This is a genomic window from Kitasatospora sp. NPDC004272, assembly GCF_053603035.1.
In genome coordinates, this window is sequence record NZ_JBSGET010000041.1 from 2534 (window position 1) to 23368 (window position 20835).

At 73.0% G+C, this 20835-nt stretch carries 22 protein-coding genes; 11 read left to right on the plus strand and 11 right to left on the minus strand.

Annotated features, from left to right (window positions below; genetic code table 11):
- Positions 1–98 precede the first annotated feature (98 nt).
- From ACWEO5_RS15105 to cobU, 4 genes are all read right to left on the minus strand, one after another.
- Complete coding sequence (locus ACWEO5_RS15105) at positions 99–1595, minus strand: leucyl aminopeptidase (RefSeq protein ID WP_452162818.1); 1497 nt, start codon at positions 1593–1595, stop codon at positions 99–101.
- Positions 1596–1819: 224 nt separating this feature from the next.
- On the minus strand, positions 1820–2563 hold the full coding sequence (locus ACWEO5_RS15110) for an adenosylcobinamide-GDP ribazoletransferase (RefSeq protein ID WP_452162851.1): 744 nt from the start codon (positions 2561–2563) through the stop codon (positions 1820–1822).
- 122 nt (positions 2564–2685) lie between these two features.
- Complete coding sequence (locus ACWEO5_RS15115; protein ID WP_344554750.1) at positions 2686–3804, minus strand: nicotinate-nucleotide--dimethylbenzimidazole phosphoribosyltransferase; 1119 nt, start codon at positions 3802–3804, stop codon at positions 2686–2688.
- An 11-nt stretch (positions 3805–3815) separates the two neighbouring features.
- On the minus strand, positions 3816–4376 hold the full coding sequence (gene cobU, locus ACWEO5_RS15120) for a bifunctional adenosylcobinamide kinase/adenosylcobinamide-phosphate guanylyltransferase (RefSeq protein ID WP_452162819.1): 561 nt from the start codon (positions 4374–4376) through the stop codon (positions 3816–3818).
- A 92-nt stretch (positions 4377–4468) separates the two neighbouring features.
- On the opposite strand from cobU, the gene ACWEO5_RS15125 reads away from it, so the two are divergent.
- Positions 4469–4669, plus strand: coding sequence for a hypothetical protein (locus tag ACWEO5_RS15125; RefSeq protein ID WP_344554762.1), 201 nt, complete (start codon positions 4469–4471; stop codon positions 4667–4669).
- Positions 4670–4715: 46 nt separating this feature from the next.
- Here the strand turns inward: ACWEO5_RS15125 and ACWEO5_RS15130 are convergent, their stop codons facing one another.
- Entirely contained in the window at positions 4716–5426 is a 711-nt protein-coding gene (locus ACWEO5_RS15130) for a class I SAM-dependent methyltransferase (RefSeq protein WP_425556872.1), read from the minus strand.
- A gap of 194 nt (positions 5427–5620) precedes the next feature.
- Complete coding sequence (locus ACWEO5_RS15135; protein ID WP_425556871.1) at positions 5621–6223, minus strand: DUF3043 domain-containing protein; 603 nt, start codon at positions 6221–6223, stop codon at positions 5621–5623.
- A 204-nt stretch (positions 6224–6427) separates the two neighbouring features.
- Between ACWEO5_RS15135 and ACWEO5_RS15140 the strand changes: the two genes are divergently transcribed.
- Together ACWEO5_RS15140 and pspAA are read left to right on the plus strand one after the other, a co-directional pair.
- Entirely contained in the window at positions 6428–7216 is a 789-nt protein-coding gene (locus ACWEO5_RS15140; RefSeq protein WP_344554747.1) for a PspA/IM30 family protein, read from the plus strand.
- 29 nt (positions 7217–7245) lie between these two features.
- Positions 7246–7539, plus strand: coding sequence for a PspA-associated protein PspAA (gene pspAA, locus ACWEO5_RS15145; protein ID WP_452162820.1), 294 nt, complete (start codon positions 7246–7248; stop codon positions 7537–7539).
- A gap of 89 nt (positions 7540–7628) precedes the next feature.
- On the opposite strand, the gene nadA is transcribed toward pspAA, so the two are convergent.
- The gene (gene nadA, locus ACWEO5_RS15150; protein WP_452162821.1) at positions 7629–8810 is read right to left on the minus strand and encodes a quinolinate synthase NadA; all 1182 of its coding nucleotides are present in this window, start codon (positions 8808–8810) and stop codon (positions 7629–7631) included.
- 182 nt (positions 8811–8992) lie between these two features.
- Here nadA and ACWEO5_RS15155 point away from each other — a divergent pair, with 182 nt between their 5' ends.
- The 3 genes from ACWEO5_RS15155 (at position 8993) to ACWEO5_RS15165 (ending at position 11976) form a co-directional block, all read left to right on the plus strand.
- Positions 8993–9919, plus strand: a complete 927-nt coding sequence (locus ACWEO5_RS15155; protein ID WP_452162822.1) for an NADP-dependent oxidoreductase — start codon at positions 8993–8995, stop codon at positions 9917–9919.
- Between the two features lie 90 nt (positions 9920–10009).
- Positions 10010–10471, plus strand: a complete 462-nt coding sequence (locus tag ACWEO5_RS15160) for an Lrp/AsnC family transcriptional regulator (protein ID WP_344554743.1) — start codon at positions 10010–10012, stop codon at positions 10469–10471.
- A 137-nt stretch (positions 10472–10608) separates the two neighbouring features.
- Complete coding sequence (locus ACWEO5_RS15165; protein ID WP_452162823.1) at positions 10609–11976, plus strand: pyridoxal phosphate-dependent decarboxylase family protein; 1368 nt, start codon at positions 10609–10611, stop codon at positions 11974–11976.
- 177 nt (positions 11977–12153) lie between these two features.
- On the opposite strand, the gene ACWEO5_RS15170 is transcribed toward ACWEO5_RS15165, so the two are convergent.
- A complete protein-coding gene (locus ACWEO5_RS15170) occupies positions 12154–13035 on the minus strand; it encodes an N-acetyltransferase family protein (protein WP_452162824.1) in 882 nt (293 codons plus the stop codon).
- 206 nt (positions 13036–13241) lie between these two features.
- Here ACWEO5_RS15170 and erpA point away from each other — a divergent pair, with 206 nt between their 5' ends.
- A complete protein-coding gene (erpA, locus tag ACWEO5_RS15175; RefSeq protein ID WP_033219641.1) occupies positions 13242–13595 on the plus strand; it encodes an iron-sulfur cluster insertion protein ErpA in 354 nt (117 codons plus the stop codon).
- Positions 13596–13668: 73 nt separating this feature from the next.
- Here the strand turns inward: erpA and ACWEO5_RS15180 are convergent, their stop codons facing one another.
- Entirely contained in the window at positions 13669–14271 is a 603-nt protein-coding gene (locus tag ACWEO5_RS15180; protein WP_452162825.1) for a hypothetical protein, read from the minus strand.
- Positions 14272–14358: 87 nt separating this feature from the next.
- The gene (locus ACWEO5_RS15185) at positions 14359–14577 is read right to left on the minus strand and encodes a hypothetical protein (protein ID WP_452162826.1); all 219 of its coding nucleotides are present in this window, start codon (positions 14575–14577) and stop codon (positions 14359–14361) included.
- Positions 14578–14781: 204 nt separating this feature from the next.
- Between ACWEO5_RS15185 and ACWEO5_RS15190 the strand changes: the two genes are divergently transcribed.
- Positions 14782–15759, plus strand: coding sequence for a carbohydrate kinase family protein (locus ACWEO5_RS15190; protein ID WP_452162827.1), 978 nt, complete (start codon positions 14782–14784; stop codon positions 15757–15759).
- Between the two features lie 178 nt (positions 15760–15937).
- Here the strand turns inward: ACWEO5_RS15190 and ACWEO5_RS15195 are convergent, their stop codons facing one another.
- Positions 15938–17338 carry an aminotransferase class V-fold PLP-dependent enzyme gene (locus tag ACWEO5_RS15195; protein WP_452162828.1) on the minus strand — a complete coding sequence of 467 codons (1401 nt, stop codon included), beginning with the start codon at positions 17336–17338 and terminating at the stop codon, positions 15938–15940.
- 363 nt (positions 17339–17701) lie between these two features.
- On the opposite strand from ACWEO5_RS15195, the gene ctaC reads away from it, so the two are divergent.
- From ctaC to ACWEO5_RS15210, 3 genes are read left to right on the plus strand one after another with little or no spacing between them, the layout of a single operon-like run.
- The gene (gene ctaC / locus ACWEO5_RS15200) at positions 17702–18562 is read left to right on the plus strand and encodes an aa3-type cytochrome oxidase subunit II (RefSeq protein WP_452162829.1); all 861 of its coding nucleotides are present in this window, start codon (positions 17702–17704) and stop codon (positions 18560–18562) included.
- Complete coding sequence (ctaD, locus tag ACWEO5_RS15205; protein ID WP_380272979.1) at positions 18559–20337, plus strand: aa3-type cytochrome oxidase subunit I; 1779 nt, start codon at positions 18559–18561, stop codon at positions 20335–20337. Before ctaC ends, ctaD begins: the two co-directional genes overlap by 4 nt.
- A complete protein-coding gene (locus tag ACWEO5_RS15210; RefSeq protein ID WP_033216773.1) occupies positions 20334–20750 on the plus strand; it encodes a cytochrome c oxidase subunit 4 in 417 nt (138 codons plus the stop codon). The genes ctaD and ACWEO5_RS15210 overlap by 4 nt, the downstream gene beginning before the upstream one ends.
- The last annotated feature ends 85 nt before the right edge of the window (positions 20751–20835 follow it).

Sequence of the window (20835 nt, forward strand, 5' to 3'; positions counted from 1 at the left end):
TCGGCGGGGTCGACGGCCAGCCGCAGCGGCAGGATGTTGACGGCCATGCCGACCATCCCCTCGCTCAGGGTCACGGGCCCGGGCTCGCGGGCCCGGGGTCACTTGCCCGCGGCGGTGTCCTCCGCGAAGCGGACCAGGGTGCGCACCGCGCTGGCGGTGCCGCCCTTGGGGGTGTAGCCGTGCGGGCCGCCCTCGTTGAACGCCGGACCGGCGATGTCCAGGTGCGCCCAGGAGAGGCCCTCGGCGACGAACTCCTGCAGGAACAGGCCGGCCACCAGACCGCCGCCCATCCGCTCGCCCATGTTCGCCAGGTCCGCGACGGTCGACTCGACCATGCCCTTGCGCAGGTCGGCCGGCAGCGGCATCGGCCAGGACGCCTCGCCCACCGCGCCCGCGGTCTCGTGCAGGCGGGTGCGCAGCGCCTCGTCGTTGGCCATCACGCCGAAGGTGCGGGTGCCCAGCGCCAGCACCATCGCGCCGGTCAGGGTCGCCACGTCGACGATCACGTCCGGCTGCTCCTCGCCGGCCCGGACGATCGCGTCGGCCAGCACCAGCCGGCCCTCGGCGTCGGTGTTCAGCACCTCGACGGTCTTGCCGCCGTACATCCGCAGCACGTCGCCCGGACGGGTCGCCGAGCCGGACGGCATGTTCTCCGCCAGCGCCAGCCACGCCGTCACGTTGACCTGCAGGCCGAGCCGCTTGGCGGCGACCACGGCGGCGAACACCGCGGCGGCGCCCGACATGTCGCACTTCATGGTCTCGTTGTGGCCGGCCGGCTTCAGCGAGATGCCGCCCGAGTCGTAGGTGATGCCCTTGCCGACGAAGGCCAGCGAGGCCTTCGCCTTCGGGTGGGTGTACGCCACCTTCACCAGCCGGGGCGGGTTCGCCGAGCCGACGCCCACGCCCAGGATGCCGCCGAAGCCGCCCTTGGCCAGCGCCTTCTCGTCCAGCACCTCGACCTTCAGGCCGTGCTCCTTGCCCGCCGCCTGCGCGATCGCGGCGAAGGACTTCGGGTTCAGGTCGTTCGGGGCGGTGTTGATCAGGTCGCGGGCCCGGTTCATCTCCTCGCCGATCGCCGCGGCGCGCTCCACGGCGGTCTTGGCGTCCTTCGAGCCCTTGCGCTCCACCAGCACGACCAGCTCGCCGACCGGGGCCTTGGCCACCTCGCCCTTGTAGCTGCCGAAGGAGTACGCGCCGAGCAGGCCGCCCAGCGCGACCGCCTCGACCTCGTCGGCCGCGGCCGCGGGCAGGGCCAGCGCGACCTTCTTCGTCCCGGCCAGCGTGCGGGCGGCGACACCGGCCGCCCGGCGCAGCTCCTCGGCGCCGAACGCGCCCTCGGGGGCCGCGCCCAGGCCGACGGCCAGCACCAGCGGCGCCTTGGCCCCGGCCGGAGCGGGGAGCTTGACCGCCTCACCCTCGGCGCCGGTGGCACCCAGGGTGGTGAGGACCTCGGCCAGCTTGCCCTCGAACGCCTCGACGACCGCCTCGGCGCCCGGGGCGACGACCAGGCCCTTGGGGCCCTTCGCCACACCGACCACCACGGCGTCGGCCCGCAGGCTCACGGCGGAAGAGGTGCTCACAGACAGTGCAGTCACGACAAATGCGTCCTGTTCTTTCGCGGTCCACAGCCGGTGACGGCTCCGTTGCCGACCGGCAAAACACCAGGCAGACTCCGCGGCGAAACGGGGCACAGGGCCAGGGTGCTCACCGCATGGTAGTCCGCATGCTGGGATCGCGCCGCCCCGCCTGCCCCGTGCACGAACCGCCGCCGCCCGTGACGGTGCGTGAGTTCGTGCACGTGACGGAAGTTGACGCGCCCTCACACCAGGGCGGTCGCCACCAGCGCCGCCGTCGCCGCCGTCTCCACCAGCGCGCCCAGCACGTCCCCGGTCACTCCGCCGAACCGGCGCACGCACCGTCGCAGCAGCACGCCCGCAGCCAGCACCCCGCACAGCACCGCGACCCCCGCCTGCCAGCGCACCGCCGCCGCCGCGCCGGCCACCAGCAGCGTCACCGCCACCGCCGCCGCCGGACGCACGGTGGCCGCCACCACCGCCCCCAGTCCGCCCGGCCGGGCCGCCGGCACCGACCGCAGGCACCCCCAGGCCAGCGCCGCCCGCCCCGCGGTCGCGGCCACCGCCGCCGCCAGCGCCCCGCGGACCGGCGACACCGCGAACTGCCCGGCCAGCGCCGCGATCTGAGCCAGCACCAGCAGCACCAGCGTCAGCACGCCGAACGGGCCGATATCCGACTGCTTCATGATCCGCAACGCGTCCCCGGCCGGCTTCCCGCTGCCCAGCCCGTCCGCGACGTCCGCCACCCCGTCCAGGTGCAGCCCCCGGGTCAGCAGCGCCCCCGCCGCCACCGCGGCCACCCCGCCCAGCAACCCCCCGCCGCGCCACGCCACCAGCGCGCCCGCCGCCCCGGCGAGCACGCCCACCACCAGCCCCACCAGCGGGGCCAGCACCATCGCCGCCCCGCCCGCGGCCCGGTCCCACCGGTGCACCCGCACCCGCAGCACCGTCAACGTCCCGAACCCGAACCGCAACCCGGCCCCCACCAGCGCGAGGCCGCCGCCCTCCCCGGCGACCCGCGCGGAGCCGGGAGCCGCCGACCCGGAGCCCCCTCCCGAGAGCCCCTCCGCCTCCGCGGCCCCCTGCCGTGCGTGCTGCTCGTCCACCGGGGTCAGTAGCGGTCGAGCAGGTCCGCCGCCGTCGGCAGCTTGGCCGGCGCCCGCGGCGGGAGCGGCTTGGCGCTCGGCACGGCGGCCGGTTCGGCGAGGGTGTCGCCGGCGGCCTGCAGCAGCGGGAGGGCCAGCACCGCGCCGACGCCCTCGCCCATGGTGACGCCCGCGTCCTGCAGCGGGGTCAGGGTCAGCCGGTCGTACGCCTTGGCCTGGGCGGGCTCGCCGGTGAGCGCGGCCGCCCGCCACCACTCGGGGGCGCGGAAGGCGATCCGCTGGGCGACCAGCGCGCAGGCGGCCGAGACCACCCCGTCCAGGACGACCGGGAGCTTGCGGACGGCGGCCTGCAGCAGGAAGCCGGTGATCGCGGCGAAGTCGGCGCCGCCGGAGGTGGCGAGCAGCGCGAGCTGGTCGCCCAGCACCGGACGGGCCCGGCGCAGCGCGTCCCGGACGGTGGCGCACTTGACCATCCAGGTGCGGTCGTCGACGCCCGAGCCGCGGCCGGTGACGGCGGCGGCGTCGGTGCCGCACAGCGCGCCGATCAGCACGGCGGCCACCGTGGTGGAGCCGACCCCGAGGTCGCCGAGCAGCACCAGGTCGGTGCCGGCGTCGGCCTCCTCGTCGGCCACCGCCATGCCGGCCCGGAACGCCCGGGCGGCGTCCTCGGCGCTCAGCGCGTCCTCGACGTCGATCCGCCCGGAGCCGCGGCGCACCCGGTGGCGGACGACCTCCTCGGGGAACTCGTTCGGGTCGGCGTCCACGGCGACGTCGACCACCCGGACGTCCGCGCCGTAGCGGCGGGCCAGCACCGCGACCGGCGCGGTGCCGTCCAGCACGGCCCGGACCCGGTCGGCGGTCCCGCCGCGCGGCTCCAGGGTGGAGACGCCGAGCGAGGCGACGCCGTGGTCGGCGGCGAACAGCAGCACCCGGGCACCGGTCAGCGGGCGGGCCGGCGCCTCGCCCCGGGCGGACGCCAGCCAGGAACCCAGCTCCTGGAGCCGGCCCAGGCCGCCGCGCGGCACGGCGAGTTGCTGCCAGCGCTCCTCGGCGCCGCGCCGCGCACCCTCGTCGGGCCGTTCGACGAGCGAGGAGAAAGTGTCGAGATCCACGGTGGTGTCCATCGCTCGGCAATCTACACGGACACCCCTTTGACGGTCAGCACCTGTCCGGCGACCACCAGGAGCACCTGCTCGGAGGCGTCGGCCACCGCCATGTTGAGCCGCCCGAGGGCGTCCCGGAAGCGCCGCCCGGCCGCGGTGGCGGGCACCACGCCCATGCCGACCTCGTTGGAGACCGCGACCGCCTCCCGCGCGGTGCCCGCCCAGGCCGCGGCCAGCGCCGCGCAGCGCGCCTCCACCGCCTCCTGCCCGCCGTCCAGCCACACCGCGTCGTCCCAGGCCCCGCACTCGTCCATGACGGCGGTCAGCCACAGCGCCAGGCAGTCGATCAGCACCGGCGCCGGGTCGGAGCGGTCGGCCAGCACCTCCTCCAGCGCGCAGGTCTCCGCGGTCCGCCAGGACGCGGGCCGCCGGGCCCGGTGCAGGTCGACCCGGCGGGCCCAGTCGGCGTCGTCGTCCCGGGTGCCGGAGGTGGCCACGTAGAGCACGTCGGGGCGGTCGGCGAGCAGCAGTTCGGCCCGGGTGGACTTGCCGGAGCGGGCGCCGCCGAGGAGCAGGGTGCGGGGGAGTGCCATGCGATCATCCTGCCGGACGGAGCTTCGCCCCCGGACGGGGTGGGCACGCTACCGTCACAACCCCAGTGGCACGACTCGCGGAGGAGCCCGGCATGGTGTGGACCTGGCGGTACGAGAAGAACGACGGCACGGTGGTGGAGCCGGCGAACGGCGCCGAGGAGTTCTCCAGCCAGGGCGACGCGGAGTCCTGGATCGGCGAGGAGTGGAAGGCGCTGCTGGAGGACGGGACGGACCGGGTGGTCCTGGTCGAGGACGGCCGGGACGTCTACCCGATGAGCCTGCACGAGGCGTAGCGCGCCCCGCCCCCGGTCCCCCGGGAGGCCCGGCCGGCGGCCGGGCTCACTTCTCGGCGACGACGTGCAGCAGCGCGGCGACGTGCCGGTAGGGGTCCTGCTTGCCGGCCCGCTCCTCGGAGTCCAGCAGCTGGGCGAGCTGCCGGCCGTCGACCGGGGCGGCCTCGTCCGGCATGGCGTCGGTGAAGACCCGCACCCCGTACCAGTGGCGGACCGGGACGGCGAAGCCGGCCAGCGTGCCGGAGAGCTCGGCGAGGCGGTCGGCGCGGGCGGGCAGGCCCAGCCGGTTGGTGTAGCGGGTGGAGTCGAAGGACTCCTGGCAGGCCCGCCAGTCGCCCATCAGCCCGGCCCGCATGGCCAGCGCGTCGCCGTTGCGGACCAGCAGCGAGAGCAGCCCGCCCGGGGCCAGGATGCGCGCCACCGAGGCGAGCATCGGCTCCGGGTCCGGCAGGTACATCAGGGCGCCGTGGCAGAGCACCAGGTCGAAGCTGCGCGGCCCGAACCAGCGGCCCACCTGGTGGCCGTCCCCGGTGAGCAGCTGGACGCGCTCGCGGACCTCCGGCGGTTCGGCCGCCAGCGCCTGGTGCGCGATGCCCAGGGTGACCGGGTCGGGGTCGATCCCGGTGACGAAGTGCCCGGCCCGGGCCAGCCGCAGCGCCTGGACGCCCTCGGCGCAGCCGACGTCCAGCACCCGCAGCGCGACGCCGCGGGTGAGCTGCTCGGCCAGCTGCCGGGTGACCAGCTCCTGGCGGACCAGGTTGTGCAGCCCGCCGTGCCGCTCCAGCCACTCGCCGGCCCCGCTGTGGTACGGCCCGCCGCGGGCCGGCAGCCGCCCGTGCCGGCCCCGCGGCTGGTAGCCGTACCCGTGCTGCGGCGGGACGCCCGGGGCGCCGAAGGCCCCGACCGGCTGCTGCGCGGGCGGGGCCCAGTAGGGCGGAACGGCTTCCGCGGTCAGGGCCGCTCGCCCCGCTTGACCAGCGGCTTCGGCAGCCGCAGCCGGCGCATCTGCAGGGTGCGCATCAGGCCGTACATCACCGCGCCGCGGGTGTCCTCGTTCGGGAAGCGCTGGGCCAGGCCCTTGCGCAGCTGGAAGCCGATCCGGACGAAGTCCAGGATGACCACCACGAAGAAGACCATGAACAGCAGCGTGGAGAGCAGCTGCAGGTAGTTCACCTTGGTGATGCTGAGCACCAGCACCACGACCGCGTACGGCAGGAAGAACTCGGCGGCGGCCCACCGGGAGTCGATGAAGTCGCGGACGTAGCGCCGCACCGGCCCCTTGTCGCGCGGCGGCAGGGCGCGCTCGTCGCCCGACAGCAGCGCCGTGCGCTGCTTCTCGCGCTCCACCCGGATCCGCTGCCGGGCCTGCTTGGCGGCCTCCTTGCGGTCCTTGGGGACGGTGACCCGGGTCTTCCGGTGGGCCTCGGCCTCACTGCGCTTGGGCGTGGGCCGGCCCTTGGGGGCCTGCGGGTCGCGGGACGGCCTCTCGTCCTCCTTCGTCAAGGTGACGGTGGAGGAGGGGGCGGCGGATTCATCAGAGCGGCGTCGAAACACACTCCCAGCGTACGGGTTGACCGGGGGCTTTCCGGCGCGACCCCGGACGCGAACCGATATCGATCGTGAGGACGATGCCGAACGCCCGCCCGCTGTAGCAGCATTGTTGCAGGCTGGTGCACTGCGCCGGTGGCCTCACCGCGCATACACTCGACCTGTCACGAGACGCAAACCCAGGCCCGAAGAAGGGGGCTATCGAGGCCCATGAGCGACGGAATCATGAAGCGTATGGGGCTGATCTTCCGCTCCAAGGCGAACAAGGCCTTGGACCGGGCGGAGGACCCGCGCGAAACGCTCGACTACTCCTACCAGAAGCAGCTGGAACTGCTGCAGAAGGTGCGCAGGGGCGTCGCCGACGTGGCCACCTCCCGCAAGCGCCTGGAACTCCAGCTGACCCAGCTCCAGCAGCAGTCCGCGAAGTACGAGGACCAGGGCCGCAAGGCGCTCTCCCTCGGCCGCGAGGACCTGGCCCGCGAGGCGCTCAGCCGCAAGGCCAACCTGCAGACCCAGATCACCGACCTGGAGACGCAGTACCAGGCCCTGCAGGGCGAGGAGGAGAAGCTCACGCTCGCCTCCCAGCGCCTCCAGGCCAAGGTGGACGCCTTCCGCACCAAGAAGGAGACCATCAAGGCCACCTACACCGCGGCCCAGGCGCAGACCCGGATCGCCGAGTCCTTCTCCGGCATCTCCGAGGAGATGGGCGACGTCGGCCTGGCGATCCAGCGCGCGGAGGACAAGACCGCGCAGATGCAGGCCCGCGCGGGCGCGATCGACGAGCTGCTGGCCTCCGGCGCGCTCGACGACGCCAGCGGCCTCGGCCGCAAGGACGACATCGAGGCCGAGCTGGAGCGGGTGGCCGGCGGCAGCGACGTCGAACTGGAGCTGGCCCGGATGAAGGCCGAGCTGACCGGCGGCAGCCCCGCCTCCCAGCCGCAGGCGATCGAGCAGGGGAAGAACGACACCCCGCCGCCCACCATCAACTACCAGAAGTAAGCGCCGGGAAGCAGGGGAGACGCACCAGCATGATCATGCGGGTCTTGGGTGAGGGGCAGTTCGAGGTCGCCGAAGGCGACCTGAGCTGGCTGAACCAGCTGGACGACGATCTGCTCCAGGCCGTCGAGGCGGGCGACGAGGCGGCCTTCCGGGCCGCGCTCGGCAGCCTGCTCGCGGCCGTTCGTGAGGTCGGCACGCCGCTCCCGCCGGAGTCGCTGGAGCCGTCGGACCTGATCCTGCCGGACGCCGAGGCGTCCCTGGAGCAGGTCCGCGAGCTGCTGCGGGACGAGGGCGACGGTCTGATCCCCGGCCTCCCGGAGTAGTTCGGGCGCCACACGTGACGAGAGGGCGGGCACCCCGGTGGGGTGCCCGCCCTCTCGTCCGCCCCCGGCCTCCCGGGGGCGGAGAACCGTTACGGCAGGGCCAGCATCCGGTCCAGCGCGGCCTTGGCGTACTTCTCGGTCTCGGCGTCCACCGTGATCACGTTCGGCACCCGGCCCTCGACCAGCGACTCCAGCGTCCACACCAGGTGCGGCAGGTCGATCCGGTTCATGGTCGAGCAGAAGCACACGGTGCGGTCGAGGAAGACGACCTCCTTGTCCGGGTGCGCCTTGGCCAGCCGGCGGACCAGGTTCAGTTCGGTGCCGATCGCCCACTTCGAGCCGGGCTCGGCGGCGTCCAGCGCCTTGATGATGTACTCGGTCGAGCCCACCATGTCGGCGGCGGTGACCACCTCGTGCTTGCACTCCGGGTGCACCAGCACGGTCACGCCCGGGATCCGCTCGCGGACCTCGTTCACCGACTCCACGCTGAAGCGGCCGTGCACCGAGCAGTGCCCGCGCCACAGGATCATCTTGGCGTTCCGCAGTTGCTCGGCGGTCAGGCCGCCGTTCGGCTTGTGCGGGTTGTAGAGCACGCACTCGTCCAGCGAGACGCCCATCTCCAGCACCGCGGTGTTGCGGCCCAGGTGCTGGTCCGGCAGGAACAGCACCTTCTCCCCCTGCTCGAAGGCCCACTCCAGGGCCCGCTTGGCGTTGGAGGAGGTGCAGATGGTGCCGCCGTGCCGGCCGGTGAACGCCTTGATGTCGGCCGAGGAGTTCATGTACGACACCGGCACGGTGGCGTCCGCCACGCCCGCCTCGGTCAGCACGTCCCAGCACTCGGCGACCTGCTCGGCGGTGGCCATGTCGGCCATCGAGCAGCCGGCCGCCAGGTCCGGCAGAACGACCCGCTGGCGCTCGGAGGTGAGGATGTCCGCGGACTCGGCCATGAAGTGCACGCCGCAGAACACGATGTACTCGGCCTCCGGGCGGGCCGCCGCGTCCCGGGCCAGCTTGAAGGAGTCGCCGGTGACGTCGGCGAACTCGATGACCTCGTCGCGCTGGTAGTGGTGGCCGAGGACGAAGACCCGGTCGCCGAGCTTCTCCTTCGCGGCGCGGGCGCGCGCCACCAGGTCGGGGTCGGAGGCGGCGGGCAGGTCGCCGGGGCACTCCACGCCGCGCTCGCTGTTCGGGTCGGCCTCCCGGCCGAGCAGCAGCAGGGCGAGCGGCGAGGGCGCGGGGTCGGTGCCGTAGGTCTCGGTGGTGGTGGTCACGGGCGGCTGCCCTCCTGGTGCGGCCGGATCAACACCAGCCTTCTCGTCTATCTGACGCTATCTATGATAACCGGTTGTCGTCAGCCTGACGATGGCCACCGCGTCGATGTGACGAGAACCGCTCACCGGTATGGAGGCTTCCGACGCGAGGACCCGCCGCACCGTCCGGTTGGCTGGGAACCATGAAGGCAATCGTGATCAACCGCTACGGCGGCCCCGACGTGGTCGAGTACACCGAACTCCCCGACCCGAAGGTCGGCCCCGACACCGTACTCGTCCGCACCCGCGCGGTCGGCGTCAACCCCGTCGACTGGAAGATCCGCGAAGGACACCTCGACGGCGTCCTCGACGCGCACTTCCCCCTGGTCATGGGCTTCGACCTGGCCGGCACCGTCCAGGCCGTCGGCGGCGCCGTCACCGAGTACGCCCCCGGCGACGAGGTGATCGGCTACGTCCGCAAGGACGTCATCGAGAGCGGCACCTACGCCGAACTCGTCGCCGCCCCCGTCCGCACCCTGGCCCGCAAACCCGCCGCCCTCGACTGGGCCGAGGCCGGCGGACTGCCCACCGCCGGCCTCACCGCCCGGCAGGCCCTGGTCGGCGCGCTCGACCTGCGCCGCGGCGAGACCGTGCTGGTCCACAACGCGGCCGGCGGCGTCGGCGCCGTCGCCTGCCAGGTCGCCACCGCCCTCGGCGCCCGGGTCATCGGCACCTCCGGCGAGCACAACCACACCTTCCTGCGCGGCCTGGGCGTCGAACCCGTCCGGTACGGCGACGGCCTCGCCGACCGGGTCCGCGCCCTGGCCCCCGACGGCGTCGACGCCGCGCTCGACCTGATCGGCGGCGACGCCGTCGAGGTCTCCCTCGGCCTGCTCAAGGACCCGACCCGGATCGCCTCGGTGGTCGACTACACCGTCACCGCCCGCGGCGGCCGCTACGTCTTCACCCGCCCCGACCCCGAGGACCTCGCCGCCGTCGCCCGGCTCGCCGAGGAGGGCCTGCTCACCGTCCCGATCGCCTCCACCTTCCCGCTCAGCCAGGCCGCCTCCGCCCAGGCCCTCAACGCCGAGGGCCGCACCCGCGGCAAGATCGTCCTGCTGGTGGACTGACCGGAGCCGGACCGTCCGCGAGAATGGCCCCACGGAGCCGTTCCCCGCACGGCCCGCCACCCTCGCCCGCACCACCCGTGGAGCCCCGCCATGACCACCCGACGCCTGCCCGAGCCCGGCCAGGCGGGGCTCGACGACACCGACCGCCTGCTACTCGAACACCTCAGCCGGGACGGCCGCGCCTCCTACGCCGAGATCGGACTGCGCGCCAACCTCTCCGCCACCGCCGTCCGCCGCCGGATCGACCGGCTGCGGGCGCGCGGCGCGGTCCGCGGCTTCACCGTCGTCCTCGACCCCGCGCTGCTCGGCTGGCGCACCGAAGCCTTCGTCGAGGTCTACTGCCGCGCCCGCACCTCGCCCGAGGAACTCCTCGCCACGCTGCGCCAGTTCCCCGAGGTCGCCGCCGCCTGGACGGTCACCGGCGAACCCGACGCCCTGGTCCACCTGCGCGCCGCCGACACCCGCCACCTGGAAGCCGTCATCGAACGCATCCGCAAGGAACCCGGCGTCCAGCGCAGCCGCTCCTCCGTGGTCCTCTCCCAGCTCATCTGACGCAGCTTTCCTGCGCGCACCCGCCCGAACACGCAGGAAACCCGCCCCGGACGGCCGCGTTCCGACGCGCGCCCGCCCACCCCCGCTGCCTACGCTGATCATGACCCCAGCACCGCCCGCAGCGAAGAGGAACACCCGTGTACGCAGCGCCCGACCGCATGCACAAGCCGGACAACGAGCTGGTCGACCTCGTCTTCGACTACATGCGCGAACGACTGCAGTACGACCCCGTCCCGCTCGACCACCCCGGCGACGGCGCCCACCTGCGCGACGCCCTCGCCGGACTGCTCAACGACCACGGCAACCACCCCGCCGACGTGCTCAAGCTCTACGACCACGAGCTCTCCCGCGCCGTCATCTCCGCCGACAGCCCCCGCTACCTCTCCTTCGTCCCCTGCGCCCCCACCAAGGCCGCCCTGCTCTTCGACATGGTCGTCTCCTGCGCCTCCCTGCAGGGCATCTCCTGGCTGGAGGCGGCCGGCGCGATCGCCGCCGAGAACCAGGTCCTGCGGCTGATAGCGGACCGGGCCGGCCTGCCCGCGAGCGCCGGCGGCACCTTCGTCTCCGGCGGCTCGGCCGGCAACCTCTCCGCCCTGGTCGTCGCCCGGGACACCGCCCGGCGCCGCCTGGCGGTCGGACCCGAGGCCCGGCTGCGGATCGCCGTCGCCGACCAGGTGCACTCCTCGGTCAAGAACACCTTCAACATCATCGGCGTGGAGCCCTTCCTCGTCCCCGCCGTCGACCGCCGCCTGACCGGCGCCGCCCTGCGCGCCGCCCTCGCCGCCGACCCCCACCCCGAGACCGTCATCGCCGTGGTCGGCACCGCCGGCACCACCAACGAGGGCATCGTCGACGACCTGGCCGGCATCGCCGAGGCCGCCCGCGAGTACGGCCTCTGGTTCCACGTCGACGGCGCCTACGGCGGCGCGGGCCTGTTCGCCCCCTCCGTCCGCGCCCGCTACGACGGCATCGAGCACGCCGACAGCTTCGTCGTCGACCCGCACAAGTGGCTGTTCGCCCCGTTCGACTGCGCCGCCCTGCTCTACCGCGAACCGCGCCTCGCCCGCGCCGTCCACACCCAGGACGCCTCCTACCTCGACGTCCTGCACACCGAGGGCGACGAGTGGAACCCCACCGACTACGCCTACCACCTCACCCGCCGGGCCCGCGGCCTCCCGCTCTGGTTCTCCCTCGCCGTCCACGGCGTCCAGGCCTACACCGACGCCATCGAGGCCGGCCTGCGCCTGGCCCGGACCACCGCGCAGCTCATCCGCGACACCGAGCACCTCGAACTCCTGCACGACCCGCAGCTCTCCGCCGTCTGCTTCCGCCGCAAGGGCTGGACCCACGACGACTACTACCACTGGTCCCGCCGGCTGCTCGCCGACCAGACCGGCTTCGTCACCCCCACCGGCTGGGACGGCGAGACGGTCGCCCGCTTCGCCTTCCTGCACCCGGGCACCACGATGGAGATGGTCCAGGAGATCCTCGACACGATGCGGTAGGGGTATTTCAGGGGCTCGGGGAACGGCGAGTCGATGCTGCTGGTGGCCGGAGCCCATCGAAGGTCGGGGCTGCTGCGTGTGGTGAACGGAACCGGAAGCCGGTGCGCGCTCCGGCAGTGAACCTCGCGCAGTACCCGGCCCCGCCGTTCCCCGAGCCCCTGGCGGTTGCCCTTCTCCCTACAGGTAGCCCCCGTTGGGGACGTACGGCATCGGCGGTCGCATGCCGCGCAGGCCCAGGTAGCCGCGGGTGGACAGCGACAGGCCGAGGTCGAGGCCCACGTCCACCGCCCACTCCTGCTCGGCGGTCAGGAAGGAGACGTTCGCCTCCGTCCCCACCGGCACCCGGGACAGCGCCTCGCGCAGCAGCCGGACGGCGATCCGCTTGGAGGTCGCGGCGACCAGCTGCACCTCGCCGCCGTCCCGGTAGCAGTAACCCGTCCCGGCCAGGGTGTCCGCGACCAGCAGTTCCTCGAAGTGCGCCAGCATGAACGCGTGGTCCGGCCCGTGCGCCGCGCCCCGCACCCGGCGGTCGACCGAGTCCAGCAGGTGCAGGTGCGTCGGGTTGCCCGCGTGCACCGGGATGTCGCCCGGGTCCAGCAGCCGCTCCCGGTCGACCTGCCCGGTCAGCCGCATCGCCGGGTGCAGCGTGAACCCGGCCCGCCGGTAGCGCCGCGCCGCCGCCGGGGACGGCGAGGCGCACAGCATGCCGCGCAGGCACCCCCGCCCGTACGCGGTGGCCCGCTCCAGCAGCAGCCGGCCCACCCCCCGCCCCTGCGCGGCGGGCAGCACCACGAACAGCGGCAGCACCCACACCCCCTCGCGGCGCAGCGACAGCGCCGCCCCGACCGCCTCGCCGTCCTGCTCGGCGATCCAGCACCCCTCCGGGTCGGTGACCGCCAGGTGGCGGGTGCGGGCCTTGCCGCGGATCCGGCGGCGCTCGTCCGCCGGGGTCCGCGCGTCGTCCTGCGGCCGGTTGTCCAGGTCACGGAAGGCCGTCCGGGCGATCCGGTCCACGGCCTCGGCGTCCTCTTCGGTGTCCCTGAGCTGACGAATGATCACCCCTCACATCCTGCTGCGCCCGGTGCGCGGGCGGTAGCGGTTTGCCGAAGTGGGCGGTGACCCGCCGGGCCCGGTGTGCGAGCATGGGGTACGTGGGGGAGTGGGCGACGAAAAATGTCCCCCGAACGCACCACCTCCCGGAAATGAATCCGGGGGGCCGCTGGTTGGCACTGGCGGATCACAGTCGTCACAGACCGGGAGTAAGCATGACCGTCCAGGACGAGACCACCGTCGAGAGTGGCATTCTCCTCACCGATGCCGCCGCGGCCAAGGTCAAGGGCCTGCTGGAGCAGGAAGGCCGCGACGACCTCTCGCTGCGCGTCGCCGTGCAGCCCGGCGGCTGCTCGGGCCTGCGCTACCAGCTGTTCTTCGACGAGCGTTCGCTGGACGGCGACGTCGTCAAGGACTTCAACGGTGTCAAGGTCGTCACCGACCGGATGAGCGCCCCCTACCTGGGCGGCGCCACCGTCGACTTCGTGGACACCATCGAGAAGCAGGGCTTCACGATCGACAACCCGAACGCCACCGGCTCCTGCGCCTGCGGCGACTCGTTCAGCTAAGCCCTGAACGGACCGGACGAGGGCGGCTCCCCCAGCACGGGGGAGCCGCCCTCGCGGCGTTCCGGGAGCCGGGTCAGCGCGGGTCGCCACCCGCGACGCCGCTGCGCACCGGCAGCTGCTCGCCCGTCGCGGTGTCCACCACGCCGCCGCCGGACATCGGCTCCGACAGCGTGACGCTCGCCTGCTGCTCCTTCACCAGCTGCGGGCACGCCTTGCCCGGCTCCGCGGTCTGGGTGATCACCACCCGCAGCCTCACCACCGGCGGGGTGTCCTCCTCCACCCGGACCCCGTACTTGTCGCAGACCCCGGCGGTGAAGAACACCGTCAACCGGTTCGGCCCGTCCTGCCGGTACCCGGACGCCGGGATCTTCACCGCCGTCGGCGGGTGCTCGCCCACGGCTATCCCGGGCGTGGTCGGCTGCGCGGCCGAGGGCTGCGGGCTCGCGGACGGGGCCGGTGAGGTCGGGGCCGGGGCGGTCGGCGACGGGCTGGCGGACGGCGAGCCGACCGGGGCCGGGCTCGCGGTCGCGCCCGGCGAACCGGTGGCCGCGGTGGGTGCGCCCGAGCTGCCGCACGCGGTCAGCAGGGCGCCCGCGAGGGCCGCGCCGGCCAGTGCGGCGGCGGCCCGGCGGGCGCGGGTGGTCCTGGCGGGGGCGGCTGCGCTGCTGTCGTCCATGATCTGCGTTCCTCCCGAGGGTCGTGCGGCGCCGCCGTGAGCGGCACCGCGCCGATTTGACGTGCCCCGGAGGAAACCGGTTCCGCGTCAGCTGCCGTACTCCGGCATGCCCGCCACCACCCGGCGCGCGGCCACCGGCACCCGGACGGCCGGGACGGCCGGCGCGGCGGCCGTCGGGAGCGGTCCGGCGACGGGCCAGAACCGGCCCAATCGGCGTGAGGAATCCAGCAGTTCGGCGAGCGTCCCGGCTTCGGGGTCGGTGCTGCGACGGCTCGGCGTCCATCCGGGCGAGTGATCGATGACCATGTGTCCCCAGCTCCGATCGCCGTGCCGCGGCCACGGTGCCGCGGACTGGACGGGGGCCGCGTCCGGCCCCCGTACTGGCGACCCTAGGCCGACGCACGTCCGGAAGACAGCCTTACCGCTCGGTAGTACCCGGCCGGGCCGGGTACCGTAGGCGGGTTGCTGCCCCCAAGCTCCGGCCACCGCCGGGCCGCCAGAGGAGACCCCGTGCGCATCGCCGTCGCCGGCTCGATCGCCACCGACCACCTGACGACCTTCCCCGGACGCTTCTCCGAGCAGCTGGTCGCCGAGCAGCTGCACACGGTGTCGCTGTCCTTCCTCGTCGACACCCTGGACATCCGCCGCGGCGGCGTGGGCCCCAACATCGCCTACGGCATGGGCGTCCTGGGCCTCAACCCGGTCCTGGTCGGCGCGGCCGGCGGCGACTTCGCCGAGTACCGCAGCTGGCTCGACCGGCACGGCGTCGACACCGAGTCCGTGCACATCTCGGAGACCCGGCACACCGCCCGCTTCATGTGCACCACCGACCAGGACCACAACCAGATCGCGTCCTTCTACACCGGCGCGATGGCCGAGGCCCGCAACATCGAGCTCAAGCCGATCGCCGACCGGGTCGGCGGCCTCGACCTGGTCCTGATCGGCGCCGACGACCCCGCCGCGATGGTGCGGCACACCCAGGAGTGCCGCACCCGCGGCTACGCCTTCGCCGCCGACCCCTCCCAGCAGCTCGCCCGGCTGGAGGGCGACGACATCCGGGAGATCGTCGACGGCGCGGCCTACCTCTTCACCAACGAGTACGAGGCCGCCCTGATCGAGTCCAAGACCGGCTGGTCCGCGGACGAGATCCTGGAGCGCGTCGGCACCCGGGTCACCACCCTCGGCCCCAAGGGCGTGCGCATCCAGCGCCGCGGCGAGCCCGACGTCGTGGTCGGCTGCCCCGCCGAGGAGCGCAAGGCCGACCCCACCGGCGTCGGCGACGCCTTCCGGGCCGGCTTCCTGGCCGGCCTCTCCTGGAACCTCGGCCTGGAGCGCGCCGCCCAGATCGGCTGCATGCTCGCCACCCTGGTCATCGAGACCGTCGGCACCCAGGAGTACGAGCTGCGCGGCGGCCACTTCCTGGAGCGCTTCGAGGCGGCCTACGGCACCGAGGCGGCCAAGGAGATCAGCGCCGAGATCGCCCTCTGAGAGCCTCGCCAGGGAGCCCCGCCAGGGGCTCGGGGAACGGCGAGTCGATGCTGCTGGCGGCCGGAGCCCATCGGAGGTCCGTGCTGCTGCGTGTAGTAACGGAACCGGAAGCCGATGCGCGCTCCGGCAGTGAACCTCTCGCAGACCCGGGCTCGCCGTTCCCCGAGCCCCTGGTGGTTCACGACCTCTGCACCAGGTAGGCCGTGCCGTGGCTGCCCCCGTACTCCGCGGCGGGGGCCTCGCCCGCGTAGGTGTGGCCGCACATCTCGCACCAGGCGGGAATGTCGTGCCGGGCCGCCTCGTCGTCGGAGAGGACGGCGACCCGGCCGCCGGGGGCGACCTCGCCGATGTGCTTGGCGAGTTCGATGACCGGGATCGGGCAGCGCCGGCCCAGGGTGTCGAGGACCAGGGCCCCGGCGGGGTGGTCGTCCGCGGGGCCGTCCGCCGGGAGGGCCAGGTCGAGGCCGAGCGGGGCGCGGACGTCGGCGACGACGCGGGGGAGGACGTCGAGGAAGGCGTCCACCTCGGCGCGGGTGGTGCCGGCGGGCAGCGAGACGCGCAGGTTGCCCTCGGTGAGGACGCCCATCGCGGCCAGCACGTGGCTGGGGGTCAGGGTGCTGGAGGTGCAGGAGGAGCCGGAGCTCACCGCGAAGCCCGCCCGGTCGAGTTCGGTGAGCAGCGCCTCGCCGTCGACGTACAGGCAGGAGAAGGTCACCAGGTGGGGGAGCCGCTGCTCGGGGTGGCCGACCACCTCGACGGCGGGGACGAGCCGCGGGACGCGGTGGCGGATCAGCTCGACGAGCTCGCGCAGCCGCGCGTCCTCGGCCTCCGCCCCGGCCCGGACGGCGCGCAGCGAGGCCGCGGCGGCGACGATCGCCGGGACGTTGGGGAAGCCTGGCACCCGGCCGCCCTCGCGGTCGTCGGCGGGCAGCGCGGAGGAGAAGCGGACGCCCTTGCGGACGGCCAGCACCCCGACGCCCGCCGGGCCGCCCCACTTGTGGGCGCTGGCGGTGAGCAGCGACCAGCCGGCCGGGACGGGCAGGCGTCCGGCGCTCTGCGCGGCGTCGACCAGCAGCGGGACGTCGCCGAGCAGCGCGGCGGTCTCGGCGACCGGCTGCAGGGTGCCGACCTCGTGGTTGGCGGACTGCAGCACGGCGAGCGCGGTGTCGGGGCGCAGCGCGGCGGCGAACTCCCCGGCGGACACCCGGCCGTGGCGGTCGACGGGGACGGAGGTGACGGCGCCGCCGTCGGCCTCCCAGCACTCGGCGGTGTGCAGGACGGCGGAGTGCTCGACGGCGGAGTGCACCAGGTGGGAGCCGCGGCGACGGTGGCCGCGCAGGGCGCCGAGGACGCCCAACTGGAGGGACTGGGTGCCGGATGCGGTGAAGGAGACCTCGTCGGCGCGGGCGCCGAGCACCTCGGCGACGGTCTCCCGGGCGGCGTCCAGTAGCATCCGGGCCTGCCGGGCGGAGCGGTGCAGGCGGGCGGGGTCGGCCCAGCCCTCGTCGAGGGCGGCGAGCAGGGCCTGCCGGGCGACGGGGTGCAGCGGGGCGGTGGAGGCGGCGTCGAAGTAGGGCACCGGGCCACCGTAGACGACGCGGGCGGTGCCCCTTACGGGGTGATTCCTCCCGGGTCGGAGCGGGAGCCGACGGCCCGTCACCCGCGTGTCGCAGTACGGTCGCCCGTTCGGCCGTGGGAGGCTCGGATGTCCGCCATGACCTGCGACTCCGTCCGCCCCGAAGGGGTGGTTCACCCCTCGGGGGCTGATCGGGTAGCCGGGCGGCGCGTTACCGGGGGCTGCCCGTGAGTGCCGCATAAGGATGGAGTAGCGTTTGGCCCGCATAAGCATTCAAACCGTGCCCGTGGCCGGGCCGCCGAGGAGACCTGACAACAGTCTCCTCCCGGTGGTGCGTTCGCGGGCGAGACTTCGGGAAGGCGCTACGTGAGTCCCAACGGCTCCGACCGCTCGCCGCGGCGCACGATGCGGCGGAAGCTGCCTCAGGCGCTGGCACTGGGCCTCGTCATCGCGACCGCCACCGGCTGCTCGGCCAACGACCTGCCCAGGCTTGGCCTCCCCAGTCCCGTCACCAAGGAAGGCCCGCTGGTCCTTCACATGTGGCAGGGCTCGTGGATCGCGGCTCTGATTGTTGGCGCACTGATGTGGGGTCTGATCCTCTGGAGCGTGTTCTTCCACCGGCGCAGCCGCACCAAGGTGGAGGTCCCCGCTCAGACCCGGTACAACGTGCCCATCGAGGCGCTGTACACCGCGGTCCCCCTCGTCATCGTCTCGGTGCTCTTCTACTTCGTCGCCCGCGACGAGTCGGCCCTGACGAAGGTCGACGCGAAGCCCCAGCACACCATCAACGTGGTGGGCTTCCAGTGGAGTTGGGCGTTCAACTACGAGAACTCCGAGATCCCGGACCCGGCGAGCACCACCGCCGCGTACGAGGTCGGCAGCACCAAGGAGCCTCCGACGCTCTACCTGCCGATCAACGAGACCGTGAAGTTCCGGTTGACCTCCAACGACGTCATCCACGACTTCTGGCCCGTCAACTTCATGATGAAGATGGACGTCGTGCCCGGTGTGGTCAACGAGTTCCAGGTCACTCCGACCGCGCTCGGCACCTACCGCGGCAAGTGCGCCGAGCTCTGCGGCGTCGACCACTCGCGGATGCTGTTCAACGTGAAGGTCGTGTCGGCGGACGAGTACGAGCAGCACCTCAAGGACCTCCGCGACAAGGGCCAGGCCGGCGCGGTTCCCGCAGGCATCCTCCCCACCACGGGAAGTAGTGAAGAGAAGTGACCATCCTCAACGAGCCCGCCGCGGCCGGTGGGGGAGCCGGGGCCGTCACCTCGGGGACTCCGCGGGTGCGCAAGCCGGGCAACGCGATCATCAAGTGGCTCACCACCACTGACCACAAGACGATCGGCACGATGTACCTGGCGACCTCGTTCGCCTTCTTCCTGATCGGCGGCGTGCTCGCCCTGGTCATGCGTGCCGAGCTGGCCCGTCCGGGGACGCAGATCCTCTCGAACGAGCAGTTCAACCAGGCGTTCACCATGCACGGCACGATCATGCTGCTGATGTTCGCCACCCCGCTGTTCGCGGGCTTCGCCAACTGGATCATGCCGCTCCAGATCGGCGCCCCCGACGTCGCGTTCCCGCGCCTGAACATGTTCGCCTACTGGCTGTACCTGTTCGGCTCGATCATCGCGGTGGCGGGCTTCCTGACCCCGCAGGGCGCGGCCGACTTCGGCTGGTTCGCCTACTCGCCGCTGAGCGACGCGGTCCGTTCGCCGGGCATCGGCGCCGACATGTGGATCATGGGTCTGGCCTTCTCCGGCTTCGGCACCATCCTCGGCGCGGTCAACTTCATCACCACGATCATCTGCATGCGCGCGCCCGGCATGACGATGTTCCGGATGTCGATCTTCGTCTGGAACGTCCTGCTGACCGCCGTGCTGGTCCTGCTGGCCTTCCCGGTCCTCGCGGCCGCGCTGTTCGCCCTGGAGGCGGACCGGAAGTTCGGGGCGCACGTCTTCGATCCGACGAACGGCGGAGCGCTGCTCTGGCAGCACCTGTTCTGGTTCTTCGGCCACCCCGAGGTGTACATCATCGCGCTGCCGTTCTTCGGCATCGTCTCCGAGATCATCCCGGTGTTCAGCCGCAAGCCGATGTTCGGCTACTCCGGCCTGATCGCCGCGACCATCGCCATCGCCGGCCTCTCGGTGACGGTGTGGGCGCACCACATGTACGTGACCGGACAGGTACTGCTCCCGTTCTTCTCGTTCATGACCTTCCTGATCGCGGTCCCGACCGGTGTGAAGTTCTTCAACTGGGTCGGCACCATGTGGAAGGGCTCGCTGAGCTTCGAGACCCCGATGCTCTGGACGGTCGGCTTCCTGGTCACCTTCCTCTTCGGCGGCCTGACCGGCGTGCTGCTCGCCTCCCCGCCGATCGACTTCCACGTCTCGGACTCGTACTTCGTCGTCGCGCACTTCCACTACGTGGTGTTCGGCACCGTCGTCTTCGCGATGTTCGCCGGCTTCCACTTCTGGTGGCCGAAGATGACCGGCAAGATGCTGGACGAGCGCCTCGGCAAGATCACCTTCTGGACGCTGTTCATCGGCTTCCACACCACCTTCCTGGTCCAGCACTGGCTGGGCGCGGAGGGCATGCCCCGCCGCTACGCGGACTACCTGGCCTCGGACGGCTTCACCACCCTGAACACCGTCTCGACCATCGGTTCGTTCCTGCTCGGCCTGTCGATCCTGCCGTTCCTCTACAACGTCTGGAAGACCGCCAAGTACGGCGAGAAGGTCGAGGTCGACGACCCGTGGGGCTACGGCCGCTCGCTGGAGTGGGCGACCTCCTGCCCGCCGCCGCGGCACAACTTCACCACCCTGCCGCGGATCCGCTCCGAGTCCCCGGCCTTCGACCTGCACCACCCGGAGATCGCCGCGCTGGACTACCTGGAGAACCACGGGGAGCCGGCCAAGCACTTCGAGGGTGTGACCCCCGCGCAGTACGACCGTCCGTCGCTGGGCAAGGGCAAGAATGAGGGTGACGCCCGATGAAGGAACAGGGCAAGATCTTCGCCGGCCTGTCCGTGTTCGTGCTGGCGATCGCCATCACCTACATGATCTGGACCGGTAAGTCGGACCACGGCCTGGAGGCCGCCGGCACCACCGCGCTCTTCCTGGCCTTCGGCCTGTGCGCCTTCATCGGCTTCTACCTGGCGTTCACCGCGAAGCGGGTGGACACCGGCGCGGGCGACAACCCCGAGGCCCAGGTCTCGGACGACGCCGGCGAGGTGGGCTTCTTCGCCCCGCACAGCTGGCAGCCGCTCTCGCTGGCGATCGGTGGCGCGCTGGCCTTCCTGGGCGTCATCTTCGGCTGGTGGCTGCTGTTCTGGTCGATCCCGATCATCCTGATCGGCCTGTTCGGCTGGGTCTTCGAGTTCTACCGCGGCGAGAACCAGAACCAGTAGGTTCCGGATCGCGCAGGCCGCACGGCGGGCCGGGCTCCCCCTCGGGGGGTGCCCGGCCCGCCGTCGTTCCCGGGGTTACCGGGCG

Excerpts from the sequence above, each read along its gene's own strand:
- ACWEO5_RS15115 (WP_344554750.1), bottom strand. The coding sequence starts at position 3,804 with ATGGACACCACCGTGGATCTCGACACTTTCTCCTCGCTCGTCGAACGG.
- cobU (WP_452162819.1), bottom strand. The coding sequence starts at position 4,376 with ATGGCACTCCCCCGCACCCTGCTCCTCGGCGGCGCCCGCTCCGGCAAG.
- ACWEO5_RS15125 (WP_344554762.1), top strand. The coding sequence starts at position 4,469 with ATGGTGTGGACCTGGCGGTACGAGAAGAACGACGGCACGGTGGTGGAG.
- ACWEO5_RS15140 (WP_344554747.1), top strand. The coding sequence starts at position 6,428 with ATGAGCGACGGAATCATGAAGCGTATGGGGCTGATCTTCCGCTCCAAG.
- pspAA (WP_452162820.1), top strand. The coding sequence starts at position 7,246 with ATGATCATGCGGGTCTTGGGTGAGGGGCAGTTCGAGGTCGCCGAAGGC.
- ACWEO5_RS15155 (WP_452162822.1), top strand. The coding sequence starts at position 8,993 with ATGAAGGCAATCGTGATCAACCGCTACGGCGGCCCCGACGTGGTCGAG.
- ACWEO5_RS15160 (WP_344554743.1), top strand. The coding sequence starts at position 10,010 with ATGACCACCCGACGCCTGCCCGAGCCCGGCCAGGCGGGGCTCGACGAC.
- erpA (WP_033219641.1), top strand. The coding sequence starts at position 13,242 with ATGACCGTCCAGGACGAGACCACCGTCGAGAGTGGCATTCTCCTCACC.
- ACWEO5_RS15180 (WP_452162825.1), bottom strand. The coding sequence starts at position 14,271 with ATGGACGACAGCAGCGCAGCCGCCCCCGCCAGGACCACCCGCGCCCGC.
- ACWEO5_RS15185 (WP_452162826.1), bottom strand. The coding sequence starts at position 14,577 with ATGGTCATCGATCACTCGCCCGGATGGACGCCGAGCCGTCGCAGCACC.
- ACWEO5_RS15210 (WP_033216773.1), top strand. The coding sequence starts at position 20,334 with ATGAAGGAACAGGGCAAGATCTTCGCCGGCCTGTCCGTGTTCGTGCTG.